The organism is Pseudomonas zanjanensis, assembly GCF_014268745.2.
Lineage (GTDB): Bacteria > Pseudomonadota > Gammaproteobacteria > Pseudomonadales > Pseudomonadaceae > Aquipseudomonas > Aquipseudomonas zanjanensis.
In genome coordinates, this window is the sequence record NZ_JABWRB020000001.1 from 1,775,482 (window position 1) to 1,793,783 (window position 18,302).

Genomic DNA, 18,302 nt, shown 5'->3' on the forward strand with positions numbered 1-18,302 from the left:
TTCGCCATGCAGAACACAGCTTTCCTGAACACCTGCGTCCTGACCCTGGCCCTCGCCGGCATGGGGCTGGCGCAGGCGGCGGTATCGCCTGAACAGGCCGCCCGTTTGAAAACCGATCTGACCCCCCTGGGCGGCGAGCGTGCCGGCAACGCCGATGGCAGCATCCCGGCATGGCAGGGCGGGTACACCCAGGTCACGCCCGGCTATAAACCGGGCGACAAGCGCGCCGATCCGTTCGCCAGCGAGAAACCGCTGTATTCGATCAAGGCCGCGAACATGGAGCAGTACGCCGGCGAATTGGCCGAAGGCACCAAGTTGCTGCTGAAAAAGTACCCGGACTACCGCCTGGACGTGTACCCGACCCATCGCTCGGCCGCCGCGCCGCAATGGGTCTATGACAACACCAGCAAGAACGCCACCCGCGCCACGCTGGACGTGGACAGCGAGAAGGTCTCCAGTGCGTACGGCGGCATCCCGTTCCCGATCCCGGAAAACGGTGCGCAGGTGCTGTGGAATTATCGGTTGTCCTGGCAGGGCGGTGACACCATCAGCTCGCCATTCGATACCTGGCTGATGACTGCCGGTGGCAAGAAAGTCCAGGCGACCCGGGCCCAATACACCTACCAGTTTCCCTACTACGTCGAAGGCGGCAGCCTGGAAAACTATTCGGGCAAGTACCTGCTGGGCAAGCTGTTCACCGAGTTGCCGTCATCCAAGGCCGGCGAAGGCCTGATGACCCATTGGGACCTGGACCCGGCCAATCGGGCGGCCTGGCAGTACCTGGTCGGTCAGCGCCGGGTTCGTCGGGCGCCGAACATTGCCTATGACACGCCGGACTTCGTGACCTCCGGCGTCGGCTTGTTCGACGAAGCATTCATGCTGTTCGGGCCGACCGATCGTTATGACCTCAAGCTGGTGGGCAAGAAAGAGCTGATCGTCGCCTACAACAATAACCGCGCCGCGCTGGCCAAGAGCGACGACCTGGTCAAGGCGAACTTCCTCAACCCCGATCTGGTGCGTTGGGAGAAACATCGGGTCTGGGTGGTCGAGGCCACGCTCAAATCCGGCAAGCGCCATGTCGTGCCACGTCGCACTTACTACGTCGATGAGGATTCCTGGCAGATCCTGATGGCCGACGGATATGACGCCCAGGGCAAACTCGGCAGGCAGATGTATTCGCTGACGCTGCTGGCACCGGACCTGCCGGCCCTGACCGCACAGGTCATGTGGGGCAGCTACAACCTCGACACGGGGGCCTACTTCCTCAACTCATCGAGCAACGACCTGACGGTTCAGTACCAGAAAGTCGCGAAGCCTTCGGCGTCCTATTTCACCCCGGATGCCATGGCCAACGAAAACATGCGTTGAACCGGTGGCGGCCGTGGCGAGGAGGGGGTTCGTCGCGGTCGCTTACGATTTACCAGGCGGAATGACGATATGAACGTTGAAAAAATCTTTGCGCGCCGCGGTCCGTTATGGGGGGCTTGCGCCTTGCTCGGATGCCTGTTGGCGAGCGTGCCCTGGGTCGCACAGGCCACGACCCTGGCGGTGCTGCAGCAACCGGCACTGCCGACGGCCAAGGCGCCGCGCGCGGTCTTGCTCGGGCTGGGCCGGGCCGGCGAACGCCTGGTGGCGGTGGGCGAGCGCGGGATCGTGCTGCTTTCCGATGACGCAGGCGTGACGTGGCGCCAGGCCAAGGTGCCGGTCAGCGTCAGCCTGACGGCGGTGCAATTCGTCGATGCCGAGCAGGGCTGGGCGGTCGGTCATCTGGGCGTGGTGCTGCACACCCAGGACGGCGGCGAAACCTGGCAAAAACAACTCGACGGCGAGCGTGCCATCGCCCTGGCGGTGCAAGTCGCTGAGCGCGATGCCAACCAACCTGACGGTGCCAGCCACTTGGCGCAGGCACGGCACATGCTCGATGACGGGCCGGACAAGCCGTTTCTTGACCTGTATTTCAGCGACCGTCTGCACGGCTACGTCGTGGGCGCCTACAACCAGATCTACCGCACCGACGATGGCGGGCGAAGCTGGCAGCCGTGGATGCAGCATGTGGACAATCCCCAGGGCTTGAACCTGTATGGCATCCGCGCCTTGGGCAAGGATTTGCTGCTGGTGGGGGAGCGCGGCCTGTTGTTGCGTTCAACCGATACCGGGCAGTCATTCCAGGCCTTGAAGTCGCCTTATGAAGGCAGCTTTTTCGGCCTGCTCGGCACCCGCGATGGGGCCCTGATTGTCTATGGCTTGCGCGGCAACGCCTGGTGGTCCGATGACCGTGGCGGCAGTTGGCGACGTCTGGAAACCGGCATCGAATCAACCTTGGCAAGCGCCCTCGAACTGCGCGACGGCGGCCTGCTGTTGGCCAGCCAGAGTGGCGAGCTTCTCTTCAGTCATGACCAGGGACGCAGCTTCGACAAACGTCAGAGTCGCAGTGGCGGGACCGTCGCTGCCGTGCAACAGGCGGTCGATGGCAGCCTGGCCTGCGTCGGCTTGAGCGGCGTGGCCGCTGACCAGGATCCGCGCGCCTCGGGTAAACCTTGAAACTTCACGGTGTAGCGCTATCGGGCCACGGCTCGTGCAACAGGAGTCAAACTTGAAAGACGACAGAACCCAAACCGTGATCGGCCGCCAGGAAGACTTCGACCGGGCGTCGGGCAACTTCGCCGAGCGGGCGATCTTCAACCATCGTCCGCTGGTGATCCTGCTGTGCCTGCTGGTGACCTTGGTGCTTGGTTGGCAAGCCACCCGCATCGGCATCAATGCCAGCTACGAGAAGACCATTCCCACCGGGCATCCCTATGTCGCCAATTTCCTCGAGAACCGCAACGAGTTGAGCGGCCTGGGCAACTCGCTGCGCATTGCCGTGGAGGTCAAGCAGGGGAGTATTTTCACCAAGGATTACCTCGACACCCTGGCCAAGCTCAACGACGAGCTTTACCTGTTGCCGGGCGTCGACCGTCCCTACATGAAGTCGCTATGGACCCCGACCACGCGCTGGACCGCCGTGACCGAAGAAGGTCTGGACGGCGGCACGGTGATCCCCGACGACTACGACGGGTCGGCCGTCAGCATCGAGCAGGTGCGGACCAACGTGGGCCGTTCCGGGGAAGTCGGTCAATTGGTCGCGGGCAACTTCAAGTCCAGCGTGATCTTCGTGCCGTTGCTGGAAATCAATCCGCAGACGGGCAAGGCGCTGGATTACGGAGAATTCTCCCGGCAACTGGAGGCGCTACGGGACAAGTACCAGACTGACGACCTGCGGATTCACATCACTGGCTTTACCAAAATCGTCGGCGACTTGATCGAAGGGATGACCCAAGTCCTGCTGTTCTTCGTGGTAGCGGTCCTGGTGACGGTGCTGGTGCTGTTCGGCTACACCCGTTGCGCGCGCAGCACCCTGGTGGTGGTGACGTGCTCACTGGCCGCGGTGCTTTGGCAACTGGGGCTGCTTGCCTTGCTCGGTTATGAGCTGGACCCGTACTCGGCACTGGTGCCGTTCCTGGTCTTCGCCATTGGCATGAGCCATGGCGCGCAGAAGATGAACGGCATCATGCAGGACATCGGCCGTGGCACTCACCGGGTGGTCGCCGCGCGTTATACCTTCCGCCGGTTGTTCGCTGCCGGCATCACCGCGTTGCTCTGTGATGCGGTCGGTTTTGCGGTGTTGCTGCTGATCAACATCCGAGTGATCCAGGACCTGGCGATCACCGCCAGCCTCGGCGTGGCGGTGCTGATTTTCACCAACCTGATTCTGCTGCCGATCCTGCTCAGCTACATCGGCGTCAGCCCGGCGGCGGCGCAACGCAGCCTGAGTGCGCAAACCCATGAGCAACAGGCGCAGATCAAGCATCCGCTGTGGCGCGTGCTCGATCTGTTCACCCAACGGCGCTGGGCCATTGGCGCCATGCTGGTTGGCTTGCTGTTGGCCGCGTTTGGTTTTGCCGTGAGCCTGCACCTGAAAATCGGCGACCTGGACCCCGGCGCTCCGGAGCTGCGGGCCGACTCGCGCTACAACCGCGATGCGCTGTTCATGACGCAAAACTACGCGGCCAGCTCGGACATCTTCGTGGTCATGATCAAGACCCCGGAGGATCAGTGCACCCGTTACGCCAGCCTGTCCGCGGTAGACGCGCTGGCCTGGCAACTGGAGCAATTGCCCGGTGTGGAGTCGACCACCTCGATGGCGGCACTGAGCAAGATCGCCACGGCCGGTTATAACGAAGGCAACTTCAAATGGTATGAACTGATCCCCAACGACGGCGCGCTGGGGGCCGTGCAAACCCGTGCACCGCGGGAGTTGTTCAACCAGGGGTGTTCGATGCTGTCGTTGTATGTCTACCTGGCCGACCACAAGGCAGACACCTTGAACCGGGTGGTGGAGGCCAGTGAGCAATTCATTGCCGGACATCAGATGCCGGAGGTCAAGTTCATGCTGGCGGCCGGCAGCGCGGGCATCGAAGCGGCGACCAATATCGTGGTGAAGAAGTCCATGCGCGAGATGCTGTTCTGGGTCTACGGTGCGGTCAGCCTGCTGTGTTTGCTGACCTTCCGCAGCTGGCGGGCGACCCTGTGCGCGATGCTGCCGCTGATGCTCACCTCGATCCTGTGCGAGGCGCTGATGGTGGGGCTGGGCATGGGGGTGAAAGTCGCGACACTGCCGGTCATTGCCTTGGGCGTGGGCATTGGCGTCGATTATGCGCTCTATGTGTTGAGCGTGATCCTGGCGCGGATGCGTGCTGGCGACACCTTGGCCCAGGCGTATTACCAGGCGCTGCTGTTTACCGGCAAGGTGGTGTTGCTGACGGGCATGACATTGGCGGTGGCGGTGTCGACCTGGGCGTTTTCACCGATCAAGTTTCAGGCTGACATGGGGGTGTTGCTGGCCTTTATGTTCCTGGTGAACATGCTTGGGGCCTTGATTCTGCTGCCGGCCTTGGCTTGGTTGCTGTTGCCGCAGAGGGTGTTTGTAAAAAAGCCTGTGCTTAGTCGGCGGGAGCGGTGGGTTAGGGGGTGACGGTTTTCTGGAAGGGTTGTGGGAGCGGGCTTGCTCGCGAAGGGGCTGGCACATCCAATATCTTCATTGACCGAGCCACCGCTATCGCGAGCAAGCTCGCTCCCACACTGGATTTCCGGTAGGCACAAAACCCAGGTGCACCGAGCCCCCTGTGGGAGCGAGCTTGCTCGCGAAGAGGCCGGCACAGCCAACATCTTCATTGACTGAGCCACCGCCATCGCGAGCAAGCTTTGCTCCCACAGATCTGGTATCTGATGGGGGACGACCCGCCGTCAGGGCGGAACCATAAGCGGCCGCTACCGCAGCAACGGATATTCACACCCAGTCAAACAACCGATTTCGCCGCACCCAACCCCGGTCCAGCCGAATAACGAATCACACCAAGAACAGCCAACGTCGCAACCACCAACCCAGGCGAAGTCGCCAGCAATACAGCCGTGGTCCCACCCCCGGCCGCCAGGATCTGCCCAGCGGCGAGAGGCCCGGCCACCGACCCCAGGCGCCCGATGGCCACCGCGGCACCCACCCCCGTCGCACGCACCGCCGTAGGATAGGAGGGGGGCGCCAACGCATAGAGAACCAACTGCGCAGCCATGACAAACAACCCGGCGGCAAACCCGGCGATGGCCATCGGCACGATACCAACGGACAACCCGACCCCGGCCAGGGCGCTCAGCAGACCAGCGTAGACAAACAGCACCACCTTGACCCCATTGCATCGGTCCAGCAACAGGCCGCCCAGCAACGAGCCAAGGGCTCCGCCAATGTTGAAGAGCATCTGCACCAGGCCGGCCTGGGGTCTGCTGAAGCCTTGTTCCAGCAACAACGAAGGCAACCAGTTGAGCAACATGTACATCACCGTCAGGGTGAAGAAGTAGCTCAGCCACAGCGCCAAGGTAGTACGACCGCGACCTTCACCGAACAGCGCCTGGGCGGTGGAACCGCGCGAGGAGCCGCTGTCACCCTGTGCCTGGCGAAAGGCGCTGGATTCGGGAAGCCACAGGAGCATCAACGGGACCACCAGCAAGGGTGCCAACCCACCGATAAAAAACGTCATCTGCCAGTGCTCGCCAAACAGCATGGCGACCACGGCGGCCAACGCACCACCCAACGGCACCCCCGCGTACATCACGCTGATGGCCGTGCCCCGGCGCTGCTCGCCCACGGCTTCGGCACACAGGGCAATGAGGTTGGGCAGGGCGGCCCCAAGACCCAGGCCGGTCATGAAGCGCACCAGCAACAGGCTGGAGAAATGTTCGACATAAGCGGTGCTGAGGGAAAACACGCCGAACAGCAAGACTGCCGCGATGAGGATTTTCTTGCGACCGATGCGGTCAGCGATCCAGCCACCGAAGAAAGCTCCCGGCAACAACCCGATGATGCCGGCGCTGAACACCCAGCCCATCATTTTCGGGTCGAGGGCAAACGTCTGTCGCAACCCTGCGGCGGCGGTGCCGGCTGACTGCAGGTCGAAACCCTCGATCAACGCAACGATGAAACACAAGGCGATGGTCAGCGTCGCACGACGCGCCGGACGGTCCATGGCAAATCCTCTTATTGTTTTTGTGAGGGAACACCGGCTCGAAGGAAAACCGGTGGGTGCATTTAAGATTAACAAAGCTAACTAAAAAATGAAGGGTGCGGACAGGACGTCAACAATCGACCCGTTCATGATGTAAATCAGAGGCTTGGGCAGAATCCTCGAGCGAGATAGTAAATTAGTTAATTACATTAATGTTCGATTATCGGACATTCTGGATTGACGAAGCGCCCGTACCGTTTCCATTCTTTGTTCGCGCGGCCCCCATCGCCAAGGTTGGGCCGATCAAAACAACAACAATAAATGGACACCAAACATGCCAAACCTTGCCCGGGATGCGCTGAAGGCGCGCCCTGTTTCATCGCTTGTCCCTCTGCTGGCCTGTCTCGGATTGAGCCTGGGTTCTCCGGTCTCGTGGGCGGAAGGCTTCATCGACGATAGCCACGGCACCCTGACCTTGCGCAACTACTACATGGACCGCGACTACAAGGACGACGGCGCCAAGACCGCGGCCAGGGAATGGGCCCAAGGCGTATTCATGAACGTTGAGTCGGGGTTTACCCCAGGCACGGTCGGGTTCGGCCTCGACGTGAGGGGATTGCTGGGCATCAAGCTCGACTCGTCGCCGGACCGAAGCGGTACTGAACTGCTGCCTGTGTCGAGCAGCGACAAGCGCGCGGCGGATGAGTATTCGCGCCTGGGCGTGACCGGCAAGCTGCGTTTTGCGCAAACCACAGTGAAGACCGGCGACGTGTCGATTTTCCTGCCGTTTGCCTTCGCCAGCCCGTCGCGGCTGTTGCCTCAGACCTTTCGCGGTACGACCCTCAGCTCCAAGGATTTCGACGGTTTGGTGTTGAACACGGGTTACATCGACCGCATCGCCCGGCGCGATTCCACCGATTACCAGCCCATGAGCATCGCCTCGCCCAATCGTCGTTTCAACGGTGCGGCGACTTCATCCCATATGGCCTATGTGGGCGGCGACTACCAGGTCAACAAAGACCTCAGCTTGCGGGCCTACCACGCCGAAGTCGCGGATCTGTACCAACAGAATACCCTGGCATTGCTGCACAACCTGCCATTGGGCGACGGTGTGCTAACCACCGACCTTCGCAGCTTTTTCAGTGATGAAGACGGCGCGGCCAAGGCAGGCAAGGTGGATAACCGCAACGTTTCGGCGCTGGTCGGTTATCGCCTGGGGGGGCATCGCGTCAGCCTGGGCTACATGCACGCCAGTGGCGATACGGCCACGCCGTATGTGTCCGGCACCGAGCTGATGGGCTTGAGTGAAATGACCATGAGCTCGGATTTCCTCAATGCCAAGGAACGCACCTGGCAGGCCATTCATGACTACGATTTCGCTGCCGTGGGCGTGCCGGGCCTGAGGAGCCGATTGCGTTATGTGCGTGGTGACCACATCGAGCTGGCGGCCCTCAATGCCGAGGATCGCAAGGAGCGCGAGTTCCAGATGGAGCTGGGATATGTGGTCCAGAGCGGCCCACTGAAAAACGTCGGGCTGCTGGCGCGCAAATCGATCTACCGCAACGACTTCCCGGGTACGGCGGCGTTTCGCGATGAAAACCAGACCCGATTCCTGGTGACGTACAGCGTGCCGATCTGGTGAGTTTCGAGGTGCCTGGCGAGCTGTTGTGGGAGCAAGGCTTGCCCGCGATGTACGCACCGCGGTTCTTCAGAAATCGAGGTGCCTTCGTCGCGAGCAAGCTTTGCTCCCACATAGCGGGAGCAAGCGCCCTCGCCACAGGGGGTTATTGATAAACCTTCTTCAACAACCGCAGCAACTCCTCACGCTCAGCCGCTGAGAGGGTCGTGGTGGAATCAAGGTCGCTCTGGACGGCGATGTGCTTGAGTTCCTTGAGCAGGGTTTCGCCGGTCTTGCTAAGGAAAATGCCATAGGAGCGCTTGTCCGGTTTGCAGCGTACACGCACGGCCAGGGCGCGGCTTTCCAGCTTGTTCAGCAGTGGCACCACCTGCGGCGGTTCGATCGCCAGGGCCTTGGCCAGGTCGGCCTGCATCAGGCCGGGATTCTGGTCGATGATCGCCAGGGCGGAGAACTGGGCGGGGCGCAGGTCGTGGACGGCGAGCCGGCCGATCAGGTTCTGGAACAGTTTCAACTGGGCGCGACGCAGGGCATAGCCGATCAGGTCGTCCAGCGCGGAGTCCAGCGGTGCCTGCGCGTCGGTACCGGCGACCAGGGGCTCGGCGGGTTCGGCAAGCTTGGAAGACTTGGCCATCGAAGTGAGCTTCCTCAAAGTAAGTGATTAATAAGGCTATCCAGTTTGCCGAGGTTGCGGCGCGCTGGCTATGGGCTTGGGTACATTCAGTTTTTAAATCTTCAACCCAGCCTCTGAAAAATACAGGTAAATCGATTAATAGTTAATTGACATAACTATTTTTCCGGTTTAGTTTTTGATCATCTTCAGCCAAGAACAAGAGAGCCCGCATCATGAGCAATTACGAAGGTCGCTGGACAACGGTCAAGGTCGATATCGAAGAGGGCATCGCTTGGGTCACCCTCAACCGCCCGGAAAAACGCAACGCCATGAGCCCGACCCTCAATCGCGAGATGATCGACGTGCTCGAGACCCTGGAGCAGGATCCAGCCGCCGGCGTATTGGTGCTGACTGGGGCCGGTGATGCGTGGACTGCCGGCATGGACCTCAAGGAATACTTCCGCGAAGTGGATGCCGGGCCAGAGATCCTCCAGGAAAAGATCCGTCGCGAAGCGTCGCAGTGGCAGTGGAAACTGCTGCGCATGTACGCCAAGCCGACCATCGCCATGGTCAATGGCTGGTGCTTCGGTGGCGGTTTCAGCCCGCTGGTGGCGTGCGACCTGGCGATCTGCGCCGACGAAGCGACCTTCGGTCTCTCGGAAATCAACTGGGGCATCCCGCCGGGCAACCTGGTCAGCAAGGCCATGGCCGATACGGTGGGCCATCGCCAATCGCTGTACTACATCATGACCGGCAAGACCTTCGGCGGGCAGAAAGCCGCCGAGATGGGCTTGGTCAATGAAAGCGTGCCCCTGGCGCAACTGCGCGACGTCACCGTGGAACTGGCGCGCAACCTGCTGGAGAAAAACCCGGTGGTGCTGCGCGCCGCCAAGCATGGCTTCAAGCGCTGCCGCGAACTGACTTGGGAGCAGAACGAGGATTACCTGTACGCCAAGCTCGACCAGTCGCGCCTGCTCGACACCGAGGGTGGCCGCGAGCAGGGCATGAAACAGTTCCTGGACGACAAGAGCATCAAGCCGGGCCTGCAAACCTATAAGCGCTGAGTCGACCGGCGAGCGGTGGGCCGCATCCCGCTGTTCGCTGCGTCGCCCTGACGCTACTGTTACATCGCTGCAATGTGTTCCCGATAAAGACAATTAAAGAGGAATCACCATGCTGGACGTGCCCCTGTTGATTGGCGGCCAGTCGTGCCCGGCCCGCGATGGCCGGACCTTCGAACGCTGCAACCCGGTGACGGGTGAGGTGGTGTCTCGCGTGGCTGCCGCCACCCTGGAAGACGCCGATGCCGCCGTGGCCGCCGCCCAAGCGGCGTTTCCCGCCTGGGCCGCGCTGGCGCCCAACGAGCGCCGTACACGTCTGTTGCGTGCGGCCGAGCAATTGCAGGCCCGCAGTGGCGAGTTTATCGCCGCCGCCGGCGAGACCGGCGCCATGGCCAACTGGTACGGCTTCAATGTGCACCTGGCGGCGAACATGCTGCGCGAAGCCGCGTCCATGACCACCCAGATCAACGGCGAAATCATTCCTTCGGACGTGCCCGGCAGTTTCGCCATGGCCCTGCGTCAGCCTTGTGGCGTGGTGCTGGGCATCGCCCCCTGGAACGCCCCGGTGATTCTTGCGACCCGCGCCATCGCCATGCCCCTGGCCTGCGGTAACACCGTGGTACTCAAGGCTTCCGAGATCAGCCCGGCGGTGCACCGCTTGATTGGCCAGGTGCTCCAAGACGCCGGGCTGGGCGACGGTGTGGTCAACGTGATCTGCAATGCCCCGGCGGATGCGCCAGCCATTGTTGAACGGTTGATCGCCAACCCGGCGGTGCGCCGAGTGAACTTCACCGGCTCGACCCATGTCGGGCGCATCGTCGGCGAACTGTCGGCGCGCCATCTCAAGCCTGCGTTGCTGGAGCTCGGCGGCAAGGCGCCGCTGCTGGTGTTGGACGACGCCGACCTGGATGCAGCGGTGCAAGCGGCTGCCTTCGGGGCCTACTTCAACCAGGGCCAGATCTGCATGTCCACCGAGCGATTGATCGTCGACGCCCGCGTGGCGGATGCGTTCGTCGCCAAGTTGACCGCCAAGATCGCCACCTTGCGTGCCGGCGATCCGGCGGCTGGCGATTCGGTGCTGGGCTCGTTGGTCGATGCCAGTGCCGGCCAGCGCATCAAGGGGCTGATCGACGACGCCTTGGCCAAAGGCGCGACGCTGGTCAGCGGTGGGCAGTTGGAAGGCAGCATCCTGCAGCCGACCTTGCTCGACGGCGTCACCGCACACATGTGCCTGTACCGTGAAGAGTCCTTCGGGCCGGTGGCGGTGCTGCTGCGCGGTGACGGCGATGAAGAGCTGCTGCGCCTGGCCAACGATTCCGAGTTCGGCCTGTCGGCCGCCATCTTCAGTCGCGACACCAGCCGCGCGCTGGCCTTGGCCCAGCGGGTCGAGTCGGGCATTTGCCACATCAACGGCCCGACCGTGCACGACGAGGCGCAAATGCCTTTTGGTGGGGTCAAGTCCAGCGGTTACGGCAGCTTTGGCGGCAAGGCGTCCATCGAGCATTTCACCCAGTTGCGTTGGGTGACCTTGCAGAACGGTCCGCGGCATTACCCGATCTGAAACCCGTCGCATCGCGGGCGGCCCGGCCATGAAGGCCGCCGCCCGGATGCAGGCCAGAATAATAATGACAAGGCCGCAGCCCTGTGTTGCCACGCTCCGCTCGCATTGCGACCCGAGTGTGCCTTGGTGGAGGAAATGTACGTGAGTTCCGAGTCCAGATCGTCCTCCCGACCCGAGGCCGGGCGTTATCGCCAGGTGTCGATTGGTCACCCTGCCGTCGAAGTCCGGGAAGAGCGTGGCATCTTGCACATGCGTTCCCTGGAACCCCTGGCCCCCTTGCCGGCGCGTTTGCTCGAGCGCCTGGTGCACTGGGCCGAGGTGCGCCCACAGCAGACATTTATCGCGGCCCGTGAAGCGGGTGGCGACTGGCGTCGAGTCAGCTATGCGCAGATGCTCGACAGCGTCCGGGCCATCGCCCAAAGCCTGCTGAGTTACGGATTGTCGGCGGAAAAACCCCTGGCGTTGCTCTCCGGCAACGACATCGAGCACCTGCAAATGGCCCTCGGCGCGATGTACGCCGGCATTCCCTATTGCCCGGTTTCACCGGCCTATTCATTGCTGTCCCAGGATTTCGCCAAGCTGCGCCACGTCTGCGATCTGCTGCAGCCGGGTCTGGTGTTTGTCAGCGAAGCCGCACCTTTCGAACGGGCGATCAATGCCGTATTGCCGGCGGACGTCCCCTTGATCACCGTGCGTGGCGAGATGGCGGGCCGGCCTGGGACCCGTTTCGCCAGCCTGCTGGCCCAACCTGGTGATATCGAAGCCGAGCAGGCGTTCGCCGCCACCGGGCCGGACAGCATTGCCAAGTTCCTGTTTACCTCGGGCTCCACCAAGCTGCCCAAGGCGGTGATCACCACCCAACGCATGCTGTGCGCCAATCAGCAGATGCTGCTGCAGACCTTTCCAGTGTTCGGCGAAACGCCGCCGGTGCTGGTGGACTGGCTGCCGTGGAACCACACATTCGGTGGCAGCCACAACCTCGGCATAGTGCTGTACAACGGCGGCACGTTCTACCTGGACGACGGTAAACCCACCGCCCAAGGCTTCGCCGAGACCCTGCGCAACCTCAAGGAAATTTCGCCGACGGCCTACCTGACCGTGCCCAAGGGCTGGGAGGAATTGGTCAGCGCCCTGGAGCAGGACGGTGAATTGCGCGAGCGTTTCTTCAGGCGTATCAGCCTGTTCTTCTTTGCCGCGGCGGGCCTGTCGCAAACGACCTGGGACCGGCTCGACAAGGTCGCCGAGCAGCATTGCGGCGAACGTATCCGCATGATGGCCGGCCTGGGCATGACCGAGGCGTCGCCGTCCTGCACCTTCACCACCGGGCCCTTGTCCATGGCCGGCTACATTGGCCTACCGGCGCCTGGTTGCGAAGTCCGGCTGGTGCCGGTGGACGGCAAGTTCGAAGGGCGCTTTCGCGGGCCGCACATCATGCCTGGCTACTGGCGCTCGCCGCAGCAGACCGCTGACGTGTTCGACGAGGACGGTTTTTATTGTTCCGGGGATGCGATCAAGCTGGCCGATGCCAGCAATCCGCAACTGGGGCTGATGTTCGATGGACGGATCGCCGAGGATTTCAAATTGTCCTCCGGGGTATTCGTCAGCGTCGGCCCGTTGCGCAACCGAGCGGTGCTGGAAGGCACGCCCTATGTCCAGGACCTGGTGATCACCGCACCGGATCGCGAATGCCTGGGCGCACTGGTGTTTCCACGCCTTGCGGAATGCCGACGCCTGTCAGGCCTGGGGGCTGCGGCCAGCGATGCCCAGGTCCTTGGCAGCCCGCCGGTACGCCGATGGTTCGCCGACTGGCTGCAACGCCTGAACCGCGAAGCCAGTGGCAACGCCAGTCGAGTGGAGTGGATTGCCTTGCTCGATGAGCCGGCCTCCATCGACCGCGGTGAAATCACCGACAAGGGCTCGATCAACCAGCGGGCGGTGTTGCAGTGGCGGGCCGGGAAGGTGGAGGCGTTGTATCGCGGGGAGGATGCGTCGATCCTGCGGGCCGGTGCGGTGGGCTAAACACAAAACTATGTGGGAGCGGGCTTGCCCGCGAAGGCGGTGTGTCAGTAAACATTATCTTTAACTGACACACCGCCTTCGCGAGCAAGCCCGCTCCCACAGTGGCTCTGTGGTGTAGGCAATATTTGTGTGCGCCACCGGTCCCTGAGGGAGCCGGGCTTGCCCGCACACAGGTGGTGATGTTTAACGCCGCCCCAACAGCAAGCCCACCACCAGCCCGAACCCAGCGGAAATCGCCACGGTCTGCCACGGGTGGCCGCCGATATAGACCTCGGTGGCATCGACCATCGGACGGGTGCGCTCCCGGGCGCTGGCGACCGAATCGAGGGCCTGTTGCAGTTTCTGGGAGACCTGGCCGCGCAGGTTTTCGGCTTCTTCGCCCACCAGCGAGGCACTGCTTTTGAGCAGCTTCTCCGATTCTTCAATCAATGCCTTCAGTTCGCTGAAGGCCTGATCCTTGATTTGCTCTCCGTTCGTTTGCACGGTGCCTTTACGGGCCATGGAAATGCTCCTTGTGGATGATGGCATTGAACAATGGAGTGTTGCGCTTGTACAAAAGTTGCAGCGCGCGGCCCTGGCAGGGCATTCCATCGCAAATCGTGGTTAAGACGTTTCCCTGCAAGGTGTAAGATGGCGCCTATTTACGCAACAGGTAATTCCCATGAGCTTCAATCTGGCTGACAAGCCCCTGGCCGAGCGCGCCGCGCTGGAAGACGAAAAATCCCGACTCTTTGAACTGTGGCAAAACAATTTGGGCAAGGCCAAGGGCGATGCCGCCCGCCTGTTCGGCGAGCGCTCCAAGCGCAAGGGCAAGTGGGCCGAGTGGGTGCGTGCTGAGCTGGACGGCATGTCGCCCCCGGAATACGCCAACATGGTGCGCAGTGAAGTCAATCGCCTGATGGCCGCCAACAAGTAAGCCTCAGGCGAACGTCGCGGTAATGGCCTCGCGCACCTTGATCACCGCTGGGTCCATTTGCGTGTGGGTTCGCCAGCCCAGTTCGATGGGGTAGCGGGGCAAGGCCAGGGGGCAGGGCAGCAAGGCCAGGCCGCCGAGGTCGGCGATGGCCCGGGCGGCGTGGGTCGGAATCGTCGCCACGGCCTGGCTGCCCTTGAGCAGGAACGGCAACCCGGCAAAATGCGTGGTCGAGGCACAGACACGCCGACTCAGGCCAAGCTCGGCCAGCCCCTCGTCGGTGATACCGATGAAGCCCCCCGAAGACACCAGCAGATGTTCACGGGCCACGAAGGCCTCCAGGCTGAGGGTTTGTTGGCCTTGGGCCAGGCTCGCCGCGTCCAGGAGACAGGCGTAGTCGCCTTCGCCCAACACCTGGCGGCTGAGCAACCGTTGGGCGAAACCGCCCGCCGTGATCGCCAGGTCAAAGTCGCGCTCCATCAAGGCCCGGCCGACGATCTGGCTGTGGGTCTGGCGGAAAATCAAGCGCAGGCCCGGCGCGCGGCGGGCCACTTCCTCGATCAGGCGGCGTCCATGGGCAATCTCGAAATCGTCCGACAGGCCGACGATGACCGAACGACCGTCATAATGACTGGCGTCCGGGTCGATCATCGCCAGGCTCTGGCGACATTTGTCCAAGGCTTCGCTGATCACCGGTTTCAGTTGATTGGCCCGCAACGTCGGCGCCAGCCCCCGTCCCGTACGCACGAACAATTGATCGCCATACACATTGCGAAGCCTGCGCAACGCGGCGCTGATGGCCGATTGCGTCACACCCAGGCGCACGGCGGCGCGGCTGGCGCTTGATTCGTCATGCAGGGCTTCGAAGGTCTTGAGCAGGTTGAGGTCGATGTCGGCGATATTCATGAGGCTCATATCATTTAGCAGCATTCGGGGCTTTATTCATGATCGGCCGCTGCTTGAGAATCAGCAACACCTGATGATCAAGGAGTTGAAAACCCATGCCCAAATCCATTGTGGCTGCCCTGCAGATCGGTTCGTTGCCGGGTGGCAAGGGCGAGACCCTGGCGCAGATCCTTTCCTACGAAGACGCCATTCGCCAAGCCGGTGCACGCCTGGTGGTGATGCCTGAAGCGCTGTTGGGTGGCTATCCCAAGGGCGAGGGGTTCGGAACGCAACTGGGTTACCGATTGCCGGAAGGGCGCGAGGCGTTTGCCCGCTACTTTGCCAACGCCATCGACGTGCCCGGCGTGGAAACCGAAGCGCTGGCCGGGCTGTCGGCGCGCACCGGGGCGAGCCTGGTGCTGGGCGTCATCGAGCGTGTCGGTAGCACCCTGTACTGCACCGCGCTGTATTTCGAACCCGATGCAGGCCTCGTGGCCCGGCACCGCAAGTTGATGCCCACCGGCACCGAGCGGCTGATCTGGGGCAAGGGCGATGGTTCGACCTTGCCGGTGATCGACAGCCAGGTCGGCCGGGTCGGCGCCGCGGTGTGCTGGGAGAACATGATGCCGCTGCTGCGCACCGCGATGTACGCCAAGGGCGTGGAAGTCTGGTGTGCGCCAACGGTTGACGAGCGGGAGATGTGGCAGGTGACCATGCGCCATATCGCTCACGAAGGGCGCTGTTTTGTGGTCAGTGCCTGTCAGGTCCAGGCGTCGCCGCAGTCCCTGGGCATTGACGTCGCGCACTGGCCCGCCGAACGGCCGCTGATCGCCGGTGGCAGTGTGATTGTCGGGCCCATGGGTGATGTGCTCGCCGGGCCGCTGAAAGACACCGCAGGGTTATTGACCGCCGAAATCGACACCGATGATCTGGTGCGGGCACGCTATGACTACGATGTGGTCGGGCACTACGCCAGGCCGGACGTGTTCGAACTGGTGGTGGACGAACGCGCCAAGCCCGGCGTGCGCTTCACGGCGTGATTCACCACGTCGCCGCGGAACCTGGCAGCTCGAGGGTCCCTCGGTCGACGAAGCGCATCGTGCCGAACACGCCGCCGGCGAGCTTGCCCTTGAGTACATAGGGCAGGTTGTCCAGGCTTTGGGTCTGGCTCAGGCCCAGGGTCTGGCGCAGCACGGAAAACGCCGAAATGCTCACCGGCACACTCAGGATCGCTTCGGAAAAGCGCGGGATCGAACCGGCCTGGTCACTGACCCCGGTCGCCAGCGTACGACCATTGACCTCCAGGTCCAAGGCCATGCCGTTGTAGTCGATGGCGGTTTCGTTGGGGTTCTGCACACGCAGTTTCACCGCGAAACGCACTTCCAAGCCCTGGTTGGGCAACGGCTCGATGCCCACCACGTTAATGTTCAGCGGGTCATGGTGCGGGAAGAGGGCGCAGGCGCTGAGGCTGAGCAGGATCAGGAATACGGAAAGGCCGAGGATTCTGCGCATTGGATAAATTCTCAAAAAAGGCGGTCATTGAGCACGATACCGCACAGGGATCACGCGGCAACCAAAGAACCCTTGGCGAGAGCGCTTTTGTGGCGAGGGAGCTTGCTCCCGCTCGGTTGCGCAGCGACCGCAAAAGCTTGGGGCCGCTGCGCCCGAAGCGTCCGACCGGCCCAGCGGGAGCAAGCTCCCTCGCCACAAAAGCTCACACCACAAAAGCTCATACCACAGGGTTCATACCACGCAGGCTCATCGACACAGTCAAAGGGCTCCTGACAGTTTCTGACACCAGCCTCTGCTAATCTGCGTCATCTTTTCTTTGCGGACAGGCCATCGTGTCGCGTACCACTCGGCTGCTCACTTTGTTGCAAGTCCTGCGGGGCAAGCGTTGCCCCGTCACCGCCGCGACATTGGCGGGGGAACTGAACGTCTCCGAGCGCACCTTGTATCGCGACATTGCCGAACTCACGGCCCTTGGCGCGCCGATCCAGGGCGAGGCGGGCATTGGTTATGTATTGCGCAGCGGCCTGTTCCTGCCGCCACTGATGTTCACCGCCGATGAAATAGAGGCCATTGTGCTGGGCTTGCGCTACGTGGATCAGCGTGCCGACGAAGTATTGGGCAAGGCGGCCGCCGACGCGTTGGCGAAGGTCGCCGCGGTGCTGGCCCCGGATGTGCGGGACGCGTTGCGCAACCCCACAGTGCTGCCTGGCCCGCCGGGTTATGGCTATCCGCAGAACACCGTGGAACTGAATGTCTACCGCCAGGCCATTCGCGCCCAGGCCAAGCTGCACATCGACTACGCCGACGTGAACAAGACCCCGAGCCAACGGCTGATCTGGCCGCTGGCCCTGGGCTTTTTCAATGAGGCGCGGGTAGTGGTGGCCTGGTGCGAATTGCGCGGCGCCTATCGGACCTTTCGCACCGACCGGATTGCCTCGGCCACCGAGCAGGGCGAGCGCTATCCAGGCCGGCGCAGCGATTTGCTGCGGGACTGGTTTGCGTTGATGAAGCTGGACGAAACCGGGCGTTTCACTCCTGACAAAAACTGACACAGCGTTGTTCTAGCATGGTGCCAGATCGATAAAACAAGGAGCCATGCCATGTCCAACCCCGTCTCTTCCCTGGCCCCGGCCATCGCCGGCTACATCGCGGCTGCCAATGCCCGTGACAGTTCGGCGGTGACGCGTTTCTTCGCCGAGGACGCCAATGTGTTCGATGAAGGCCAGCACCGTGTCGGCACCCAGGCCATCGCCCAATGGATGGAAGACACCGCCCAGCGCTTCCAGCCGCGAGTCGAGGTTCTCGATGTGCAGCAACGCACAGGCAAGGTGCTGGTGCACAACCTGATCTCCGGCACATTCCCCGGCAGCCCGTTGGAGCTGCGCTATACCTTCCGGCTCGATGAGCAGGGCAAGATCAGTCGGTTGGATATTTCAATCTAGCGTCCTGCCCCCTGAAATGATTGCTGTTGTGCCAGGAGGTGAACGCTGTTGTGGCGAGGGAGCTTGCTCCCGCTGGGCCGGTCCGACGCTTCGGGCGCAGCGGCCCCAAGTTTTTGCGGTTGCT

General features: G+C 62.5%; 16 protein-coding genes. 11 read left to right on the forward strand and 5 right to left on the reverse strand.

Going from position 1 to position 18,302, the window contains the following annotated elements:
* Positions 1 to 6: 6 nt before the first annotated feature.
* The 3 genes from HU715_RS07435 to HU715_RS07445 all read left to right on the forward strand — a co-directional run bounded on the left by HU715_RS07435 (position 7) and on the right by HU715_RS07445 (position 5,014).
* The gene (locus HU715_RS07435; RefSeq protein ID WP_186707635.1) at positions 7 to 1,368 is read left to right on the forward strand and encodes a DUF1329 domain-containing protein; all 1,362 of its coding nucleotides are present in this window, start codon (positions 7 to 9) and stop codon (positions 1,366 to 1,368) included.
* Between the two features lie 69 nt (positions 1,369 to 1,437).
* Positions 1,438 to 2,541: a WD40/YVTN/BNR-like repeat-containing protein gene (locus HU715_RS07440; RefSeq protein ID WP_186707636.1), complete on the forward strand. Its 1,104-nt coding sequence runs from the start codon at positions 1,438 to 1,440 to the stop codon at positions 2,539 to 2,541.
* Between the two features lie 52 nt (positions 2,542 to 2,593).
* Positions 2,594 to 5,014 carry an efflux RND transporter permease subunit gene (locus HU715_RS07445; protein WP_186707637.1) on the forward strand — a complete coding sequence of 807 codons (2,421 nt, stop codon included), beginning with the start codon at positions 2,594 to 2,596 and terminating at the stop codon, positions 5,012 to 5,014.
* A gap of 325 nt (positions 5,015 to 5,339) precedes the next feature.
* On the opposite strand, the gene mhpT is transcribed toward HU715_RS07445, so the two are convergent.
* Positions 5,340 to 6,557 (reverse strand): 3-(3-hydroxy-phenyl)propionate transporter MhpT, encoded by a 1,218-nt coding sequence (mhpT, locus tag HU715_RS07450; protein WP_186707638.1) that lies wholly within the window; start codon positions 6,555 to 6,557, stop codon positions 5,340 to 5,342.
* A 313-nt stretch (positions 6,558 to 6,870) separates the two neighbouring features.
* On the opposite strand from mhpT, the gene HU715_RS07455 reads away from it, so the two are divergent.
* On the forward strand, positions 6,871 to 8,178 hold the full coding sequence (locus HU715_RS07455) for an OprD family porin (RefSeq protein WP_186707639.1): 1,308 nt from the start codon (positions 6,871 to 6,873) through the stop codon (positions 8,176 to 8,178).
* Positions 8,179 to 8,320: 142 nt separating this feature from the next.
* On the opposite strand, the gene HU715_RS07460 is transcribed toward HU715_RS07455, so the two are convergent.
* Positions 8,321 to 8,806: a MarR family winged helix-turn-helix transcriptional regulator gene (locus tag HU715_RS07460; RefSeq protein ID WP_186707640.1), complete on the reverse strand. Its 486-nt coding sequence runs from the start codon at positions 8,804 to 8,806 to the stop codon at positions 8,321 to 8,323.
* A 212-nt stretch (positions 8,807 to 9,018) separates the two neighbouring features.
* Between HU715_RS07460 and HU715_RS07465 the strand changes: the two genes are divergently transcribed.
* From HU715_RS07465 to HU715_RS07475, 3 genes are all read left to right on the forward strand, one after another.
* Positions 9,019 to 9,849 (forward strand): p-hydroxycinnamoyl CoA hydratase/lyase, encoded by an 831-nt coding sequence (locus tag HU715_RS07465; protein ID WP_186707641.1) that lies wholly within the window; start codon positions 9,019 to 9,021, stop codon positions 9,847 to 9,849.
* 109 nt (positions 9,850 to 9,958) lie between these two features.
* Positions 9,959 to 11,407, forward strand: a complete 1,449-nt coding sequence (locus tag HU715_RS07470) for an aldehyde dehydrogenase (RefSeq protein ID WP_186707642.1) — start codon at positions 9,959 to 9,961, stop codon at positions 11,405 to 11,407.
* 141 nt (positions 11,408 to 11,548) lie between these two features.
* Positions 11,549 to 13,426: a feruloyl-CoA synthase gene (locus HU715_RS07475; RefSeq protein WP_186707643.1), complete on the forward strand. Its 1,878-nt coding sequence runs from the start codon at positions 11,549 to 11,551 to the stop codon at positions 13,424 to 13,426.
* Between the two features lie 183 nt (positions 13,427 to 13,609).
* On the opposite strand, the gene HU715_RS07480 is transcribed toward HU715_RS07475, so the two are convergent.
* A complete protein-coding gene (locus HU715_RS07480; protein ID WP_186707644.1) occupies positions 13,610 to 13,927 on the reverse strand; it encodes an ElaB/YgaM/YqjD family protein in 318 nt (105 codons plus the stop codon).
* A gap of 160 nt (positions 13,928 to 14,087) precedes the next feature.
* On the opposite strand from HU715_RS07480, the gene HU715_RS07485 reads away from it, so the two are divergent.
* Positions 14,088 to 14,342 carry a hypothetical protein gene (locus tag HU715_RS07485; protein WP_003181187.1) on the forward strand — a complete coding sequence of 85 codons (255 nt, stop codon included), beginning with the start codon at positions 14,088 to 14,090 and terminating at the stop codon, positions 14,340 to 14,342.
* A 3-nt stretch (positions 14,343 to 14,345) separates the two neighbouring features.
* On the opposite strand, the gene HU715_RS07490 is transcribed toward HU715_RS07485, so the two are convergent.
* Entirely contained in the window at positions 14,346 to 15,254 is a 909-nt protein-coding gene (locus tag HU715_RS07490) for a LysR family transcriptional regulator (RefSeq protein ID WP_186707673.1), read from the reverse strand.
* A gap of 86 nt (positions 15,255 to 15,340) precedes the next feature.
* Between HU715_RS07490 and HU715_RS07495 the strand changes: the two genes are divergently transcribed.
* Positions 15,341 to 16,264 (forward strand): carbon-nitrogen hydrolase family protein, encoded by a 924-nt coding sequence (locus HU715_RS07495; protein ID WP_186707645.1) that lies wholly within the window; start codon positions 15,341 to 15,343, stop codon positions 16,262 to 16,264.
* 1 nt (position 16,265) lies between these two features.
* Here the strand turns inward: HU715_RS07495 and HU715_RS07500 are convergent, their stop codons facing one another.
* The gene (locus tag HU715_RS07500) at positions 16,266 to 16,736 is read right to left on the reverse strand and encodes an LEA/WHy family protein (protein ID WP_186707646.1); all 471 of its coding nucleotides are present in this window, start codon (positions 16,734 to 16,736) and stop codon (positions 16,266 to 16,268) included.
* A 332-nt stretch (positions 16,737 to 17,068) separates the two neighbouring features.
* Here HU715_RS07500 and HU715_RS07505 point away from each other — a divergent pair, with 332 nt between their 5' ends.
* Positions 17,069 to 17,785, forward strand: coding sequence for a helix-turn-helix transcriptional regulator (locus HU715_RS07505; protein WP_060742566.1), 717 nt, complete (start codon positions 17,069 to 17,071; stop codon positions 17,783 to 17,785).
* 51 nt (positions 17,786 to 17,836) lie between these two features.
* Positions 17,837 to 18,178, forward strand: a complete 342-nt coding sequence (locus HU715_RS07510) for a nuclear transport factor 2 family protein (RefSeq protein ID WP_186707647.1) — start codon at positions 17,837 to 17,839, stop codon at positions 18,176 to 18,178.
* The last annotated feature ends 124 nt before the right edge of the window (positions 18,179 to 18,302 follow it).